Here is a 14,265-nt window from a genome sequence, read left to right on the forward strand (position 1 = left end):
TTCCTCGGTCGCCCTTCCCCCTCCCCCTCGCCTCGATCAGGCCGCCAGGCGGCGGTCCCGGTGGAGGTCGGCCGCCCATTGCTCGACCCAGGCTTCCGTGATCTCGTCGTGTTCGAGGTCGCCGCTTTCGATCAGGGCGCGGATCTCGATGCGGGCAGCGGCGATCGCCGCCTGCCAGGCATCGCTGGGCGTGGCGATGTCGGGCGGGATGGCGGCGATCGGCAGCTGCTTTGGCGGCTCCCGAAGTCGAGCAAGCTGCGCCCGCGTCCAATGCTCGAGGTGGTCGGCAACGAGCTGGTCGGTCTTCGAAACGCCGCGGCGACGGGCGTCGTGGCGGGCGGCGATCCCATAAGCCTGCGAATCGATCGATGCGAGCCGATGGGCGAACGGAGTGAGATAGGGGAGCGCGGAGCCCTTCACGCCGAATGCATGGAGCCGGATCGAGGCCGGGAGATGCCGGTCGAGATGCTCGATCACGGCGACCAAGCCCTCGGGGCCGCTGATCTCGCGGCGGCACATGCTGCCAACCCCAACGATGGTGCCCGGGACGAGCGACCAGCTCAGCGCCTCGGCGCACCGCAGGTAGTCATCCGGGCGGCGTCCCTGGATCACGGGCATGAAGCGGTCGATGATCCCGAGGTCCAGCGCCCGCTCACGGCAGTCGCGGTTGGCGCGGATCGTGCGCGAGATGCGATCGAGGACGGTCTCGCGGTCGCCGGCGATCTCGGGCTCGACACACCAATCGATGCTGGCGAAGCGGCGGAATGGGTAGGAGGCCGCCAGCGCCATGTATTGATCGACGGTCCAGGGGACGCTGCCGTACAGCACCGAGCCCACGAAGCCGGCGCTATCGAGGTCGATGCTGGCCAGGCCGTGCGCGTTGCGGAGCATGTCCGTTCGGAAGCCGCGCCAGTCCGGCCATCCGTTCGCGCGGGACCATCGTGACAGGCAGTTGGCGGAGATGAGCACCGGATGCTGGAGCAGCCGCGCGCGCTGCAGGATCGGGCCTTCGCTGAGATGCGGAAGGCCGACGACGATCTCGATGGTCATGGCAGTGGGTCGACGTCGAGCGTGTCGAACGCGATCGGGCTTTTGGCGCTGTCGTAGCTTTCGGCCGGGACGAGGCCACGTCGGTCCGGCCCTTCGTAGGTCGGCCATCCGAGATAGTCGACCGAAGCCACCATGCGTCCGACCACGCCGATCTTGCCGTCGGGCACCCAGTCCGCCCACGAGGCAGAAGCCGAGGTGACGACGACCTTGCCGATCAGTGCCTCGTAGGCGGCGCGCCGGCGCATGACGTAGCTGTCACGCGGCTCGACCGGCTTGCCGGTGAAGGCGCCATAATCATCCGGGCGCCAGTTGCGAGCGACGTCGTGGGCGAGCTGGCGCATGATGTCCGTCCCGACCGCGCCGGCCTTTGCGAACTCGGCCTCGAAGGCGAGGACGGGGAGCGACCAGAGCACGTCCTCCTCATACTGCGGGATGTCGTATCGCAGTGGGTCGGGCATCGCCGCCTGGCGCTCCTCCGAGAGGATCAGACCGCCATGCGACGGTGTCTCGACGCGCCAGATGCCGGGTAGCACCTGCTCGGCGGTCTCGATCGTGCCCCAGAGGCTTTCACGGGGCTGCGGTGTAGTGGCGAATGGCATGTCTGCTCTCCCATCAGGACCGCAACCGCACTCCCCCTCCCCTTTGCCGGATCGCTTGACGGGTCGATGCGTTCACGTTACGTTCTACGCGCCAGGAGGTCTGCCATGGGTAAGTTGAAGGCTACGCGATTCCACGACCGTTTCGATCTCGACGTGACGCTGCGCGATGCGTCGCTTGATGAGCTACAGACGCCGACGAGGCGGATGATCGCGGCCGCTGCCATCGGCAAGGATGTCGAGGACGCTTATTATTCGGCACGCGAGCTGCGTGAGGCGGTGTCGTGGGTCCATGAGGGCGAGCCGGCCGGCAAGCCGCGCTTGGCGAGCATCCTGAGCAACGCCTGTTCCGATGATTACCAGCGTTGCCTCTATTATTGCCTTGCCGGCCGGGGCGTGGTGGCGATGCTCGACGACCTGATGTGGCTCGAGGATCTGCTGGAGGCGCGCGGGATCGTCGCCGGCAAGCTGATGCGTGCCAAGGTGCGGCAGATGCCGATGATCGATCCCTATGTGTCGGCCGAGCCCGATGGTCCGGTCGGCGTCGTCTCGGAGGACTTCAGGCAGGGTCCGTCGTGGTGGATGGATCCGACGCTGGCGGAGTGATCGGCGCCTCGAGCGCCGGGAGGTCATCGGCCGAGAGGATCATCCAGTCGTCGGCATACCAGTCGGCGCGACGCGGAGTGTAGGGCTGGTCGAGGATGGCGCTGCCCTGGCGGTAGCGAAGCATCGGCTCGGCCATGCCCTGCCCTTCCGGCACATAGACGTAGATCAAGCCGTTGTGCCACGTCGGGCGGCGGGCGCGCGCGCCGGTGCGGATGTGGTCGAGAATGTCGGCAAGGGTCATCGCTCGCATTCCAGTCGCTCGCCGCGACGCCACTTCGCGGGATCGAGCCAGGTTCCGGCATGCGCGCCAACATGGTTCCGCTCGGCCGCCTCGTAGGCTGCTGCGTAGGCGGACGCTCGATCCGGGTCGCTTCGCAGATACTTCATGGCCGGAATCGCAAGCCCGGCGCGGATCATGGTTTCGCCGAGATCCTTTCCGTCGACGGTCACGGTGGCGACGGGGCGTCCGTAGGTCGCATCCGGGGTGAGGGAGAAGGAGGCGGTCTCGTCGCGGACCTGGCGCGCGGCGAGGTCCTGCGCTGCCTTCCCGCATGCCCAGCAAGCGCCGTCGCGCTGGCAGAGCTGCTTGCGTTCGAAGGCATCGACGCCGAGCAGGCGAAAGTCGACGCTGACGGTGTCGCCGTCCAGCGCGCGCGCGTCGGCCTCGAAGTGGGGTGCGTCGCGGGCACTTCCGGTGAAGGCGTCGGTGGGCGAGTCCGCTGCTCCGCACGAGGTCAGGGCGGTCGCGACGGTGATGAGGGCTATCAGGCGCACAGCACCATCTCCACCTCTTCGCTGCGGGTCGGCACCTCGACGGCCCGATAGGGCTGGAGCGGGTGGCCGGTGCGGACGACGCACGCGCGGCAGTTCTGGTCGAAGATCTGTGCGGCGACACGGGCCGCGTTCTCGCGGCTGCAGAGCAGCAGGCGCTTGGTCGAGAAGATCGGGATCGGATCGGAGTGGTTCATGGCGGGTCTCATTGAAAGGGTTGTTGCAGAAGCGCGGCGCTAGGCGAAGATCGTCTTGTGGACCTTCGTCTGTGGCAGCACGGTCCAGGCCCGCTCCATGAAGCCGGAGATGCGATAGCCGAGCCGGGTGGTCGGATCGCGCAGCACGACACGGCGACCGTGCTTCTCCACGATGAACTCGTCGCCTTCGTGGCCGTCGGTGAACTTCATCGGCGCGGGGAGCTTGATCCGGTCGCCATCCTGCAGCTTGCGGGAGCGACGCTGGAGGTTGGCGAGGCAGCGCTTGCGCCAGTCGATCGCGTGCTCGTACTGCGTCGGAGTGAGCAGCTTCAGGATCGCCTCCGGGCACGAGGCCTCGCACGGCCCCACCGTCTCGTCCATGTCCTTGTAGCCGAACACCATGCCTTCCTTGTCGTTCGGGTTCCATCGAACGAGGCAGACGATGGCGAAGATCTCGCCACCGATGCCGTTGGCGAGCTTCTGGGCGGCAGCGTAGTAGACGCGGTTGCCGGGGCAGGAGGAGGCGAGCACGGTAAGGCCGTGCGTCGTGCCATCCTCCTGGTCCCGGGTGTAGGTGAACTGGGCATCGAGATATGCCTTGGGCGTCGCGTGGCCACCCATCGAGTCGCGCGGCATGTAGAGCCATCCCATGTCGGGTCTCCTGCAGGATCGGTTTACCAGTCGTGTGTCGGAAGGTCGGCGATCGGCTCGCAGTCGCGGTCGAACTGCAGCCAGTCCGCGCCCGCGGCCTCGGCAGCACCGAGGCAGAGCCGCAGCGGTTCGAGCATCCGATCGCGGCCGTCCGATGCGACCCAGATCCACCAGCCATATTCGCGCCAGCGCTCGGCGACGATCAGGCTGTGCCAGCTGTCTTCGGCGGCGGGGACCGGCACGGCCGCGCCGACTATCGCGTCGAGCTGGCGAGCGACGTCCAGGGGGAGGTGCGCTGTCGAGAGGCAGGCGAGTCGCTGGATTTCGAGGGCCGGCATCATGCCGCCTCCCGGAGCGCCGGTGCCTCGGTCTCCTCCGGCTCGTCGGCGAGAACGGCAGCGGGCTCGCTGAAGGCGCGCAGGTAGTTGAACGCCTGCTCGGCCTTCGACGCGGCATGAATGATCGCCGTCTTGTCGGCGCGCAGGATCCCGAGCCAGTGCGCGACATAACTGGCGTGGTTGTCGTGAAGTTCGTTGGGAAGACCGATTTCGGCGCAGGCGAGCCCGGCCCCGATCTCGGCGACGAGCTCCTCGAAGGCGTACGCCTTGTCGCCGAAGCGCTTCCCGAAGGTGCGGCCGAGCCGCGAGGCGTGACCGGACCAGTGAACGGTCTCGTGGAGCCGCGTGCTCGCGTAATGGTCCATTGACCGGAATGCGCTCGGCGAGGGCATCTGGATATAGTCGAACGTCGGCGAGAAGAACGCTTCGTTGCCCCCGTGCCGAACATCGGCGGGGATCGGGTCGATGAAGCTGTCGATCGCGGTCTGTCGCTCGGAGGGCGAGATGGGCGTCTCGACCGGCGGCGGGGCGTAGAAGTAGGCCGGCAGACCGTCGATCTGATCGGCGTTGAAGACGATGTAGTGGCGCAGGAAGCGGATGTTCTTCTCGTTCTCCTGGCCGGTGACGATGTTCGTCTCGGTCTTCTTGAAGGATGAGTAGTAGACCGACACGGCGCCGCGCTCGCCCTTGCGGACATGGGCGCCGAGCTCCTCGGCCTGGCGGTAGGTCATCCAGAAGCGCGAGCAGTAGCCGCGCACGTCCCCCAGCGCCCAGAGGTAGAGCGTGTTGATCCCGGTGTACGGGGTGCCGCAATGGCGAAGGGGGCGCAGTCCGCCGCTGCCGCCCCGGCACCGCCACGGACGGTTCCACGGCGCGACGCCGGCTTCGAGCTTCTCGATGATGAGGTTGGTGATCTCGGCCGCGACATCGCGGCTCGGCTTGCTGTGCCCGGGCATGGTTCGTTGTCCGTGTTGAGGGCAAAAAAGAGCCGCCGACGCGTGAACGCCGGCGGCTCAGTCGCCCAGGAGGAGATGATCGGGTCGTCAGGCCGCTTCGGCGGCTTCGCCCTCGATGGTAGTGCCGGCATCGTCGGCAGCGGCGGGTTCGCTGCCGGCACTGTCGTCGTCCGGCAGGTCGTCGCCGCTGCCCGCGTCCTCGTCACCGCCGAGCTCGGTCTCGTCGAGATCGTCGCTCTCGATCATGTCGAGCGTCTCGTCGCTGGCGTTGTCGAGGAAGCGCATGGTCGCGGGCACCCAGGCAAGTGCTGCTTCCTTGACGTCGGCCTCGACCAGCGCTTCGCCGGCGAACAGCTTGTGGCAGGACGCGGAGATGTCCGGCTTCTTGGAGGCGGCGTAGCGGCCCGAGAGCGTCGGACCGCCGACGTCGTGGAGAAGCGTCAGCAGCGACCCCTTCGGCACGCGGTCGAAGAAGTTCTGGGACGTCGGCCGCCACCACGCCGCGACGTCGACCTCCATGATCGAGGCGAGGCGGTTCTGGAGCGGATTCTGCGACGGGCCGGAGAAGCCGTCCTTCGCCTCCAGCGACACGGCCACGACGTAGGCGAGCCAGGCCGCCTTGCTGTCGTCGTCCAGTTCGCGGAACGCCTCGAACCGTTCGACGATGGTCTTGTGACCCATCCAGTCGCTGACCAGCCCGTCATGGCACTCGGCCAGGTACTCGCGGGCGCGCGTCGAGGGCATCTCGCCGACCGACGGGTCCTGCGGGCCGCGGGCGCGGACCGTGGTGCCGTAGTAGGTCGCGTGGTGGTTGCGCGCGTCGATCATCACGAAGATCGCGTAGTCGAGCGCCAACCCGGGATGCTGGACGAGATTGGCGGCGAGCACGTCGCGGCGCTGGAGCGCCAGCTCGTCCTGCAGGCGGGCGGTGAGCGGCTTGCCCCCGGGAGCGATCGTTTCGGGGCGCGGAGACGGGTCGTTGGCGACCGAGCCGCTGCCGCCTCCGATTGTGCCCGTGGGGTCGCCGTTGCCCGAGCTGCTGCCGTCACCCTCCGGTGCGAGATTGCCGTCGGCACCGAGCCGGATGGGCTTCTCGCTGTAGTAGGTGGTGTCGAGCACCATCTCGCCGCGCTGGCTCAGCGTCAGGAACGCGCCGACCAGCGGCCGCAGCTCGTCGGTGAGGATGCTCGGCCGGCTGTTGAGCGCGTTACGCTCCTCCTCGAGGCGGTCGAACTCCTCGTCGAGCGCGGCATAGGCCTCCTGCGAGATGTCCTCGTCCTCCATCTCGCCCTGGATCGCTTCGAGGCGATCCTCGATCTCGGTGACGCGCGCGTCCTCTTCCTCGGTCATCGGGATGGTCGGGAGGATCACCCGGTAGAGCCCGGAGGCGGCGTTGTAGGTGTGATGCGTCGCGATCGGACGGATCCACGCGAGGCCGGTCTCTTCGCCGATCCGGGTCGCCTCGGCCTCCAGCTTAGCCGCGGCGAGGCGCTCGGCGATCTCGGGGTCGACCCAGCGGTCGCCGTCCTCAGAGAACAGGTCCGCGACGATCTTGCCGCCGGCTGCGAGATAGGCTTCGTCGCCGACGAGCAGCGCGACCGGGTCGGTCGCCTTCATCGTCTGGTGGACGATCGCGCGACGGATCGTGTCCGCGTTCACATAGCTGTGCCCGCTGTAGTTGGTCCAGACGAGCAGCTGCTTGTCCTGGCTGTCGGTCGAGGCGTAGGCCTTGGCGATTTCCAGGCTGATCTCGCCGGCCGCGAGCGCGTCGAAGATGGGCGCTGCCAGCGTCGCGAGGCGAAGGCGACCCTCGATGAAGCGGCGCGTCTGTCCGAAGCGCTTCGCGACCGCGTCGATGTCGCCGTCGACGCCGAGGAAGTGCTGGAACGCGCGGCACTCCTCCGCCGGGGTCAGCTTCAGCTGGTGGAAGTTCGCCGCGAGCGAGGTCTCGCTGAGCGCCGCGACGTCGGCCTTCACGACGAGGACGGGAACGTCGAACTCCTCGGCGTTGATCGCGCCGCGCTCGGCGAGCATCGACAGCGCGCGCCAGCGACGGCCTCCGTCGAACACCTCGAACATGCCGCGGGGCTTGGTGACGGGGGTGACGAGGAGGTTCTGGAGAACGCCGCGGGCCTCGATGTCGGCGGCCATCTCGGGGATGCGCAGCTGGTCATCGGAAACGGTACGGACGTTGATGGGCGAAAGCCGCAGCTTCGCCAGCTTGACGGTCTGGATCATTGGGGCAACTCCTTCTGGCATCCGGTTCATCCCGGACACCCTCCTCGACCCCCCTCCCCTTTCGCTCAGGCGTTCTTCAGGATCACGGAGAGGATCTCGGTCGCCCGGTCGACGGGGACGAAGACGCGGGTGCGGTACTGGATGATCTCGGTGAAGCAGCCGTGCGACTTCAGCCACCCGATCTGTTCGGCGGGTGCGCCGCTGATCTCCACGCGGGGCTTGCCGTTCACGATCGCGCGCTTGATCGTCATCGGGAATGGCCGCGTCAGGTCGACGCTGCTGCCCCCCAGGACCGACCCGGCGATGTCGGCCGGGGGCATGTTCTCCGCCTTGTCGATGCCGAGTTTGGTGAAGAGCGAGACGACGTGCGAGTCGAACACGAGGCGTCCGAGCCACGAATTGCCGTCTGCATCGACGATCCGGTTCACGACCAGGTGATCGGAGGGCAGCGATGACCAGATCGGCAGGAGAAGGCCGGTGGCGAGCCGGATCGTCTCGGTGTCCACCGTGTCGAGCGCCTCGGCGACCTCCTCGTTCCAGAGCTTGACCAACTCGTCGTGGCCGATCGGCTCCCAAGCGGATTCGAAGAGGTCCGCCTCCCGAAAGTATTCCTTCCGGGTCGGGCGGAGCAGCTCGACGCGCGGGATCGGCGTGCCGTCCTCGCTCATGCCGGCGCGGGCGCGAGTCTGGACTGCGACCTTGCCGGACTTCGTATTCTTCATCGCGATCGCGGTGGCGTCGCCGTCGACGATGCGCAGGATGCGCTCAAGCGTCACAGGGTTCCGGCGGCGTTCGATCTCGATCGTCAGGAGGTGCGAGGTCGCGCCGCTGACCGGATCGGTGCGGAGCAAGGTATCGTCGCGAACCGTGGCGCGATCGACCATGATCGTCTCGACGCCGACATCGAGGGTGCCCGCGTCGCGGGCGGCGGCGATCCGTGTCTCGACGAGCGCGAGGAACTCGTCGAAGATGCGGTTCTGGAGGTCGATCGGCAGCGCGAGCAGGCGGTTCAGCCAACGCTGGATGGGCGGGAGTTCCTCCTTCAGCACGCCGTCCTGGTCGCAGAGCTCGAGCCCGGTGCGCTCCTGGAACTCGGTCAGGTTCGTGCTCGTCAGCTTGCCGGCGTGCAGGAGGTGGAACCAGCTGATCAGCGCGGCGCAGGCATATTCGCTTTCGAGGTTGTCGGCCGGATCGAAGAGGTTCTGCCCGCCTGTCTGCCGCTGGCCGCGCGTGAGCGCCCCAAGACTGTCGAGCCGGCGCGCGATCGTGCTGGTGAAGCGCAGCTCGCCCTTGCAGTCCGTCGTGACAGGCCTGAACAGGGGCGAGCAGGCCTGATGGGTCCGGTGGGTGCGACCGAGCCCCTGGATGGCACGGTCCGCACGCCAGCCCGGCTCCAGCAACAGGTGGACGCGCTGCTGCTGGTTCTTGGCATCGAGCGAGGCGTGGTACGAGCGACCCGTTCCGCCGGCGTCGGAGAAGACGAGGACGCGCTTGCGGCCGTCCATGAAGGCCGAGGCCTCGACCTGGCTCGTGCGGGTCGAGCGGGATTCGAGTTTCTGGCCGCCGTCCTCGCGACCGACGAGCCGCTTGGTGCGTCCGGTGATCTCGGCGACGTTGTCGTGGCCGAAATGCACCAGCATGGCGTCCAGCGCCGACATGATCGGGGGCAGCGCGCAAAGGTGCTCGATCAGGCGCTCGCGAGCCGCTTCAGCTTCCGGGTTGTAGACCGCGTTGCCGTCGTCATCGACCATCGGCATCGATCGCGCGGTGCCGGTATCGTCGGTGAATATCTTCATCTGGCGCGTGGGAAAGGCGCGCTGCAGGTAGTCGATCACATACTCGCGTGGCGACAGGTCGATTTCGAGCTCTGCCCGCTCGTCGGGGCTGAGCTCCCCGAGGCGACGGTTGAGGATTGATTCAGCGGTGGTGACGAGCTGCAGCACGACCGATTTGCCGTCGGCGAGGTGTTCCTCGACCGCGGCGATGACGGTTCGCAGCTTCAGGCTGAGGAGGACCTGGCCGAAGAAGCGCTGCTTCGTCGACTCGAAGCGCGAGCGGGCGGACGCCTTGGCGCCGCTGTTGAGCGTCGCGTTCTCGAGGGAGTCGACGACGGCGGTCAGCTCCAGCGCCTGTTCCATGTTGCGGTGGATGATGCCCCAGGCATCCGCATAGGTGTCGTAGATCCTGATCTGGTCGGGTGTCAGCGCATGCTTGAGGATGTCGTACTCGACGCCGGCGAAGCTGAGCGCGCGGGCCATGTAGAGGCCGGTCGCCTTGAGGTCGCGCGCGACGAGTTCCATGGCGGCGATGCCGCCCTTGCGGATGCCGCTGATGAACTGCTCGCGGTCGGCGAAGGCGGTCTCCGGTCCCCAGAGGCCGAGCCGGACGGCGTAGGCGAGATTGTTGACGTCGGAGGCTCCGGTCGCCGAGGCGTAGAGCACGCGCGCGCCGGGCAGGTTGTTCTGGAGCAGCACCCCGCAGATGCCCTGCTGGGAGCCTTTCTTCGCGCCGAGAGCGCCCTCCCCGCCGGCGACGCCGCCCATCTCGTGCGCCTCGTCGAAGGCGATGACACCGTCGAAGTCCTCGCGTGCCCAGTCGATGAGCTGCTTGAGCCGGGTGTGGTCGCCGCGAGCGGAGCGGAGCGCCGGATAGGTGACGAAGATCACGCCCTGATCGAGCTTGACCACCTCGTCGATCTTCCAGCTGGTTAGGGGCTGGATGTCAGCGGTCATGCCGCCCAGCGCGGTCCAGTCCCGCCTGGCATCCTCGAGGAGAGGTTCGTTCTTGGTGATCCAGATGTGGCGGCGGCGGCCCTGCAGCCAATTGTCGAGGATGCAGGCGGCGATTTGCCGGCCCTTCCCCGCCCCGGTCCCGTCGCCCAGGAAGAAGCCCTTGCGATACTCGTGGCCGTCCTCGGACAGGTCCAGTCCGACGCCCTCCTTGCTGGGGCGGAACCGCCCCGGGATCATCTGGGTCCACGCATCGCCGGCGTAGACGACGGTTTCGAGCTGCGAGGCCGAAAGCAGACGCTCGGCGACCGTTCGCTCGGGCAAGCGCGGGACATGATGGGGGATCGGCGCAGGAATCGAGCCCATGGCGACGGACTCGACCAGTGCGGTCGGATGATCGCCGGCGGTGGTGAACACGAGGCGGCTCGGCCGATAGGGCAGGTAGACGCCCGTCTGTTCGAGAAGCGGCGCCGGGGTCTCCAGCGGGGTGAAATCGACGGGGAGAACCTCGTTACGGACGGGGGCATGGTAGGCGCGCGGTTCGGCGGGGCGTGTGCTCTTCACGGCACGGAACAGCGAGGTCGTGCCGGTCTTTCGAACAGGTGCGACCGGCACGTCCATCTTCGGCGTCAGCCGGTCGACGATCGTCACCGCGTCGAGGATGTCGGCGACCGACGAGCGCTGGATGGTCGAGGGGATCGTCGTGCCCGGTGCCTTGTCGATTCCGTAGAGGCGGACCGCGATCGAAGTGCCGTGCTTGGTGTAGCACTTTTCGAGGCGGATCGAGGTCCGGACCGCGACATCGCGCAGCGTGGAGTCGAACAGGTCACGCAGACGCGCGCTGGGGCCGAACCAGTCGGGCATGATCGCGACGAGCCGTCCTCCGGTGCGCAGGCGGCGCAAGGCGGCCTGTAGGTGGCGCACGGCCGCGAAGTCGTCGGCGCCGCGACCGAGCGAGCGCGAGAACGGCGGGTTCATCAGGACCAGCGTGGGGCGCTCGGACGATGCCATCAGCGACGTCAGCGCCGCACCGTCGTAGCCGGTGATCGGCGTGCCGGGAAAGCTGTGGGCGAGCCGTGCCCGTCGAGCCGGGTCGAGTTCGTTCAGCTGAAGCGTGACGTCCTGGCGCAGCTGCGCGACGAGCAGGCCATTGCCGGCGCTGGGTTCGAGGACGACGTCGCCCTCCTGTGCGTTCGCCAGGAGCACGGCCAGAGCGGCGATGTCTGCCGGCGTCGAGAACTGCTGCCATTCGAGCTGCTCCTCGCTCCGGACAGTCTGGGTGGGCAGCGCCGCCATGAGCCGGATCGCGTGGACAACATCCGGCAAGGCGTGCAGCGTGTGGGGGACCGTCCGCAAGTGGAGGGCGAGCGCGTGCTCAAGCACCTCGAAGCTCTCGCGCTGGGTCCAGCGGCCCTGCGCGTCGGTGCCGCCATAGGCCTTGGTCATGGCCTCGTTGAGGGCGGCCCGCGTGATGGTGTCGCCGGCGCGGAGTCGATCCTGCAGCAGGAGCGCGGCGCTTCGGTCGGCGTTCTCGGCCGTCGAGAATAGGTCGGTCATGGGGGTCTCCTGGATCGGCCGCCCAATCGGCAGCATCATCCACTCGACCCCCCTCCCCTTTCCTGCTCGCGATTGAGGACGATCGCCCAGTCCTTGATGCGCCCTGGTGGTGGCGCTCGCCGGATGTTGAGCCCGGGACGTGCATAGTGAGCCTCTGCGCGTGCGGCAGCGGCGTCGCCCTCCGGATCGTTGTCCTGTGCGAGTAGAAGATTGCCGAGTGCCGACGGCAGGCGGAGATGATCGAAGCGTCGAGCGCCGAGGGTGGCCCAGCAGGGCACGCCATGCAGGATCGTGAAGGCCGCGGCCGTCTCGAAACCCTCTGCGATCGCGAGCGTGTCGCATTGCAGCGGTCGTCCCTGCCATGCCCCCTGCCCCGGTTGTCCGAGCATGACCTTGCACTCGTAGTCCGCGGTCGCCGGGTCGAGGAAGATGCGCTGGAAGGCAACGAGCCGGTGTCCCTCCCGCACGCCGACCAACAGGGCTGGCTTGAAGACGGTACGCCCCTTGGGTCCGAGCGGGCACCGCGGGTGGAAGCGGAGATCGGCCGGACCTGCGGCGAGGTGGCGTCGGTGCAAGTAGCGCTCGCCGAGCGTCTGCATGACGTCGCGGGCCTGGTCCCAGAGACGTTCGACGTTTCCGGTGCCGCGCCGTATGTCGGCCTTCGGGGGTTCGAACCGCCTGGTCACCGGGATGCGACGGATCTCGCGCAGGACGTCTTCTGCATCGCAGCCCGCAAAGCAGGTCACGAGAATGCCGCGATTACCCTGGCGCAGCGACAGGCTCGGTGTCCGATCGACGTGGGCTGGGCATCGGCATGTCGCAACATAGCCGTGCCAAACGCCGCCGAGCGAGCCGACGATGTCGACGAGTTCCTGGCTTGGTTTCAGTGCGGAATAGGGCATCTCGTCTGCTCCTTCGCTATTCTGCTCCCCCTCCCCTCGCTTCGGCCAGTGGTAGACTATGGTACCAAGAGAAGGCCGAAGCATCGCAGCTGAACCGCGCGGAATGCTCGGCATACCCAGGCGGTGCCTAGTAGTGCGAAGCGGTGGCTACCATAGTGTAGCGGAGACTAGCCATGCCTTGCCCTGCGTGGCGGGGCCATGCGTAGCAGTGCGTGCGCCTTAGTCGTATACTATAGCCATGCCCTGCCATGTATAGAGTTGCCAAGCGGTGTGAGGTCTGGCATGGCGTAGTCACGGCGGGCGGTGTCTCCGCCTGTGGTGCGGGGGCTGCGCCAGGGTAGCGCAGCGATGATGAGGAAGGCTGGAGCATGCCGGTAATCAGCTTTGCAAGCCCCAAGGGCGGGGTGGGTAAGAGCACGTCGGCGTTGGTGCTCGCCAGCGGTCTCAGCCAGGCCGGAGCCTCGGTGACTGTCATCGACGGCGACCCGAACCGGACGCTTGAAACGTGGGCGAGCGAGACGCCTGATCCTGGATTCGAGTGTCGGACACTCCCGTCAGACAACGCGATCATCGACGAGATCGAGGAGGCGGCAGCCTCCAGCCAGTTCGTCATCGTCGATCTGGAGGGCACCGCGAACTTGGCCATGTCTCGCGCGATTTCGCGGACCGACTTGGTCATCATCCCGCTGCAGGCGTCGCCGGTCGACGCGCGACAGGCGAGCAGGGCGATCAAGCTGGTGGTGGACGAGGGGAGGGCGCTTCGCCGCGAGATCCCGTATCGCATGCTGTTTACGCGCGTGAACCCCGCGATCGCGACCCGCGACGAGAAGGAGATCAGGTCGCAGTTTAGGGGTGCGGGTATCCCGACCTTCGAGACTGCACTGAACGATCGCGCGGGCTTCCGCGCGATGTTCACACACTACCGCTCGCTCTGGAGCCTCGGCGATGATCAGGCGACCGGGCTGGACAAGGCGCGCATCAACGCCACCGCCTTCGTGCAGGAGGTCGTGACGGAAATCAGACGGCAGAACGCCGTCGTGGAGCAGACGGCATGAGCAACGGCATCAAACTTGGGCTCGACGATCTCTCGGACATCCGGCCGAGCGCGCGGGCTGAACGCAGTCGAACGGATCAGCGCCGAGATGCGGCTGCGGTAGATGACGTCGGGCGCGAACACGGGTTCTCGAAGCCGTCCGCGCCTGCGGCACTGCCGCGCCGGCAGAAGTCGGCTTACGCGGGCGAGCAGCTCCACCAGGTCAGCGTCAAAGGCCCGGTGAGCGTGATGGGACGTTTCGTCGAATACTGCGACCGCGAACGACTGCCGTACTGGCAGGCCATCGAGAAGCTGATGGACCTGGCCGAGGGAGACGGACGCTAGGCGGCGGGCAGCGAGGCCACCACTTCGCCGATGAGGTAGAAGGCGTCCGGAAGGGCGAAGAATGCGTCGACGCGCGCGGTCTCGTCTTCGGGTGCCTCAGTGCTTCCGAGCAAGGCTGACCAGCGATCGTCCACAAAACCCAGCAGCGCCGCCCACGCGGAGCCGTGGTCCGGGTGAACCGACAGTTCGTCCTTGTCGGCGAGGGTGATCATCAAGAGGTGTAGCGACATCGCAAGCTCCTGCGAGCTGCGCCGGGACCGGAGCCTCGGCGGGTGAGGGCAGGGGCCGCCGGACGC

At 67.4% G+C, this 14,265-nt stretch carries 15 protein-coding genes; 3 read left to right on the forward strand and 12 right to left on the reverse strand.

What is annotated here, in order from left to right; translation table 11 throughout:
• Positions 1–36 precede the first annotated feature (36 nt).
• Positions 37–1,050 (reverse strand): deazapurine DNA modification protein DpdA family protein, encoded by a 1,014-nt coding sequence (locus ACUCV3_RS15310; protein WP_482240766.1) that lies wholly within the window; start codon positions 1,048–1,050, stop codon positions 37–39.
• Positions 1,047–1,649: a DUF7007 domain-containing protein gene (locus tag ACUCV3_RS15315; protein WP_482240767.1), complete on the reverse strand. Its 603-nt coding sequence runs from the start codon at positions 1,647–1,649 to the stop codon at positions 1,047–1,049. Before ACUCV3_RS15315 ends, ACUCV3_RS15310 begins: the two co-directional genes overlap by 4 nt.
• A 105-nt stretch (positions 1,650–1,754) precedes the next feature.
• On the opposite strand from ACUCV3_RS15315, the gene ACUCV3_RS15320 reads away from it, so the two are divergent.
• On the forward strand, positions 1,755–2,252 hold the full coding sequence (locus tag ACUCV3_RS15320) for a hypothetical protein (protein ID WP_482240768.1): 498 nt from the start codon (positions 1,755–1,757) through the stop codon (positions 2,250–2,252).
• On the opposite strand, the gene ACUCV3_RS15325 is transcribed toward ACUCV3_RS15320, so the two are convergent.
• The 9 genes from ACUCV3_RS15325 to ACUCV3_RS15365 all read right to left on the reverse strand — a co-directional run bounded on the left by ACUCV3_RS15325 (position 2,206) and on the right by ACUCV3_RS15365 (position 12,591).
• Entirely contained in the window at positions 2,206–2,493 is a 288-nt protein-coding gene (locus ACUCV3_RS15325) for a Thoeris anti-defense Tad2 family protein (protein ID WP_482240769.1), read from the reverse strand. The genes ACUCV3_RS15320 and ACUCV3_RS15325 overlap by 47 nt on opposite strands.
• A complete protein-coding gene (locus ACUCV3_RS15330; protein ID WP_482240770.1) occupies positions 2,490–3,026 on the reverse strand; it encodes a thermonuclease family protein in 537 nt (178 codons plus the stop codon). Before ACUCV3_RS15330 ends, ACUCV3_RS15325 begins: the two co-directional genes overlap by 4 nt.
• Entirely contained in the window at positions 3,017–3,220 is a 204-nt protein-coding gene (locus ACUCV3_RS15335) for a hypothetical protein (RefSeq protein ID WP_482240771.1), read from the reverse strand. The genes ACUCV3_RS15330 and ACUCV3_RS15335 overlap by 10 nt, the downstream gene beginning before the upstream one ends.
• Before the next feature lie 39 nt (positions 3,221–3,259).
• Positions 3,260–3,871 carry a DUF6927 domain-containing protein gene (locus ACUCV3_RS15340; RefSeq protein WP_482240772.1) on the reverse strand — a complete coding sequence of 204 codons (612 nt, stop codon included), beginning with the start codon at positions 3,869–3,871 and terminating at the stop codon, positions 3,260–3,262.
• A 23-nt stretch (positions 3,872–3,894) separates the two neighbouring features.
• Complete coding sequence (locus tag ACUCV3_RS15345; RefSeq protein ID WP_482240773.1) at positions 3,895–4,212, reverse strand: DUF5983 family protein; 318 nt, start codon at positions 4,210–4,212, stop codon at positions 3,895–3,897.
• Entirely contained in the window at positions 4,209–5,165 is a 957-nt protein-coding gene (locus tag ACUCV3_RS15350) for an ArdC family protein (RefSeq protein ID WP_482240774.1), read from the reverse strand. Before ACUCV3_RS15350 ends, ACUCV3_RS15345 begins: the two co-directional genes overlap by 4 nt.
• An 87-nt stretch (positions 5,166–5,252) precedes the next feature.
• Positions 5,253–7,403, reverse strand: coding sequence for a ParB/RepB/Spo0J family partition protein (locus ACUCV3_RS15355; protein ID WP_482240775.1), 2,151 nt, complete (start codon positions 7,401–7,403; stop codon positions 5,253–5,255).
• Between the two features lie 65 nt (positions 7,404–7,468).
• Complete coding sequence (locus tag ACUCV3_RS15360; protein WP_482240776.1) at positions 7,469–11,689, reverse strand: strawberry notch-like NTP hydrolase domain-containing protein; 4,221 nt, start codon at positions 11,687–11,689, stop codon at positions 7,469–7,471.
• Between the two features lie 35 nt (positions 11,690–11,724).
• Positions 11,725–12,591, reverse strand: a complete 867-nt coding sequence (locus tag ACUCV3_RS15365) for a DUF7146 domain-containing protein (protein ID WP_482240777.1) — start codon at positions 12,589–12,591, stop codon at positions 11,725–11,727.
• 368 nt (positions 12,592–12,959) lie between these two features.
• Between ACUCV3_RS15365 and ACUCV3_RS15370 the strand changes: the two genes are divergently transcribed.
• Together ACUCV3_RS15370 and ACUCV3_RS15375 are read left to right on the forward strand one after the other, a co-directional pair.
• Entirely contained in the window at positions 12,960–13,646 is a 687-nt protein-coding gene (locus ACUCV3_RS15370) for an AAA family ATPase (protein WP_482240778.1), read from the forward strand.
• Positions 13,643–13,969, forward strand: coding sequence for a hypothetical protein (locus tag ACUCV3_RS15375; protein WP_304537825.1), 327 nt, complete (start codon positions 13,643–13,645; stop codon positions 13,967–13,969). Before ACUCV3_RS15370 ends, ACUCV3_RS15375 begins: the two co-directional genes overlap by 4 nt.
• Here the strand turns inward: ACUCV3_RS15375 and ACUCV3_RS15380 are convergent.
• Entirely contained in the window at positions 13,966–14,199 is a 234-nt protein-coding gene (locus ACUCV3_RS15380; protein WP_482240779.1) for a hypothetical protein, read from the reverse strand. The two genes, ACUCV3_RS15375 and ACUCV3_RS15380, sit on opposite strands and share 4 nt — an antisense overlap.
• Between the last annotated feature and the right edge of the window lie 66 nt (positions 14,200–14,265).

The sequence above is a fragment of the Sphingobium sp. VMM genome (genome assembly GCF_056790315.1).

Excerpts from the sequence above, each read along its gene's own strand:
- ACUCV3_RS15310 (WP_482240766.1), bottom strand. The coding sequence starts at position 1,050 with ATGACCATCGAGATCGTCGTCGGCCTTCCGCATCTCAGCGAAGGCCCG.
- ACUCV3_RS15315 (WP_482240767.1), bottom strand. The coding sequence starts at position 1,649 with ATGCCATTCGCCACTACACCGCAGCCCCGTGAAAGCCTCTGGGGCACG.
- ACUCV3_RS15320 (WP_482240768.1), top strand. The coding sequence starts at position 1,755 with ATGGGTAAGTTGAAGGCTACGCGATTCCACGACCGTTTCGATCTCGAC.
- ACUCV3_RS15325 (WP_482240769.1), bottom strand. The coding sequence starts at position 2,493 with ATGACCCTTGCCGACATTCTCGACCACATCCGCACCGGCGCGCGCGCC.
- ACUCV3_RS15335 (WP_482240771.1), bottom strand. The coding sequence starts at position 3,220 with ATGAACCACTCCGATCCGATCCCGATCTTCTCGACCAAGCGCCTGCTG.
- ACUCV3_RS15340 (WP_482240772.1), bottom strand. The coding sequence starts at position 3,871 with ATGGGATGGCTCTACATGCCGCGCGACTCGATGGGTGGCCACGCGACG.
- ACUCV3_RS15345 (WP_482240773.1), bottom strand. The coding sequence starts at position 4,212 with ATGATGCCGGCCCTCGAAATCCAGCGACTCGCCTGCCTCTCGACAGCG.
- ACUCV3_RS15350 (WP_482240774.1), bottom strand. The coding sequence starts at position 5,165 with ATGCCCGGGCACAGCAAGCCGAGCCGCGATGTCGCGGCCGAGATCACC.
- ACUCV3_RS15355 (WP_482240775.1), bottom strand. The coding sequence starts at position 7,403 with ATGATCCAGACCGTCAAGCTGGCGAAGCTGCGGCTTTCGCCCATCAAC.
- ACUCV3_RS15360 (WP_482240776.1), bottom strand. The coding sequence starts at position 11,689 with ATGACCGACCTATTCTCGACGGCCGAGAACGCCGACCGAAGCGCCGCG.
- ACUCV3_RS15365 (WP_482240777.1), bottom strand. The coding sequence starts at position 12,591 with ATGCCCTATTCCGCACTGAAACCAAGCCAGGAACTCGTCGACATCGTC.
- ACUCV3_RS15370 (WP_482240778.1), top strand. The coding sequence starts at position 12,960 with ATGCCGGTAATCAGCTTTGCAAGCCCCAAGGGCGGGGTGGGTAAGAGC.
- ACUCV3_RS15375 (WP_304537825.1), top strand. The coding sequence starts at position 13,643 with ATGAGCAACGGCATCAAACTTGGGCTCGACGATCTCTCGGACATCCGG.
- ACUCV3_RS15380 (WP_482240779.1), bottom strand. The coding sequence starts at position 14,199 with ATGTCGCTACACCTCTTGATGATCACCCTCGCCGACAAGGACGAACTG.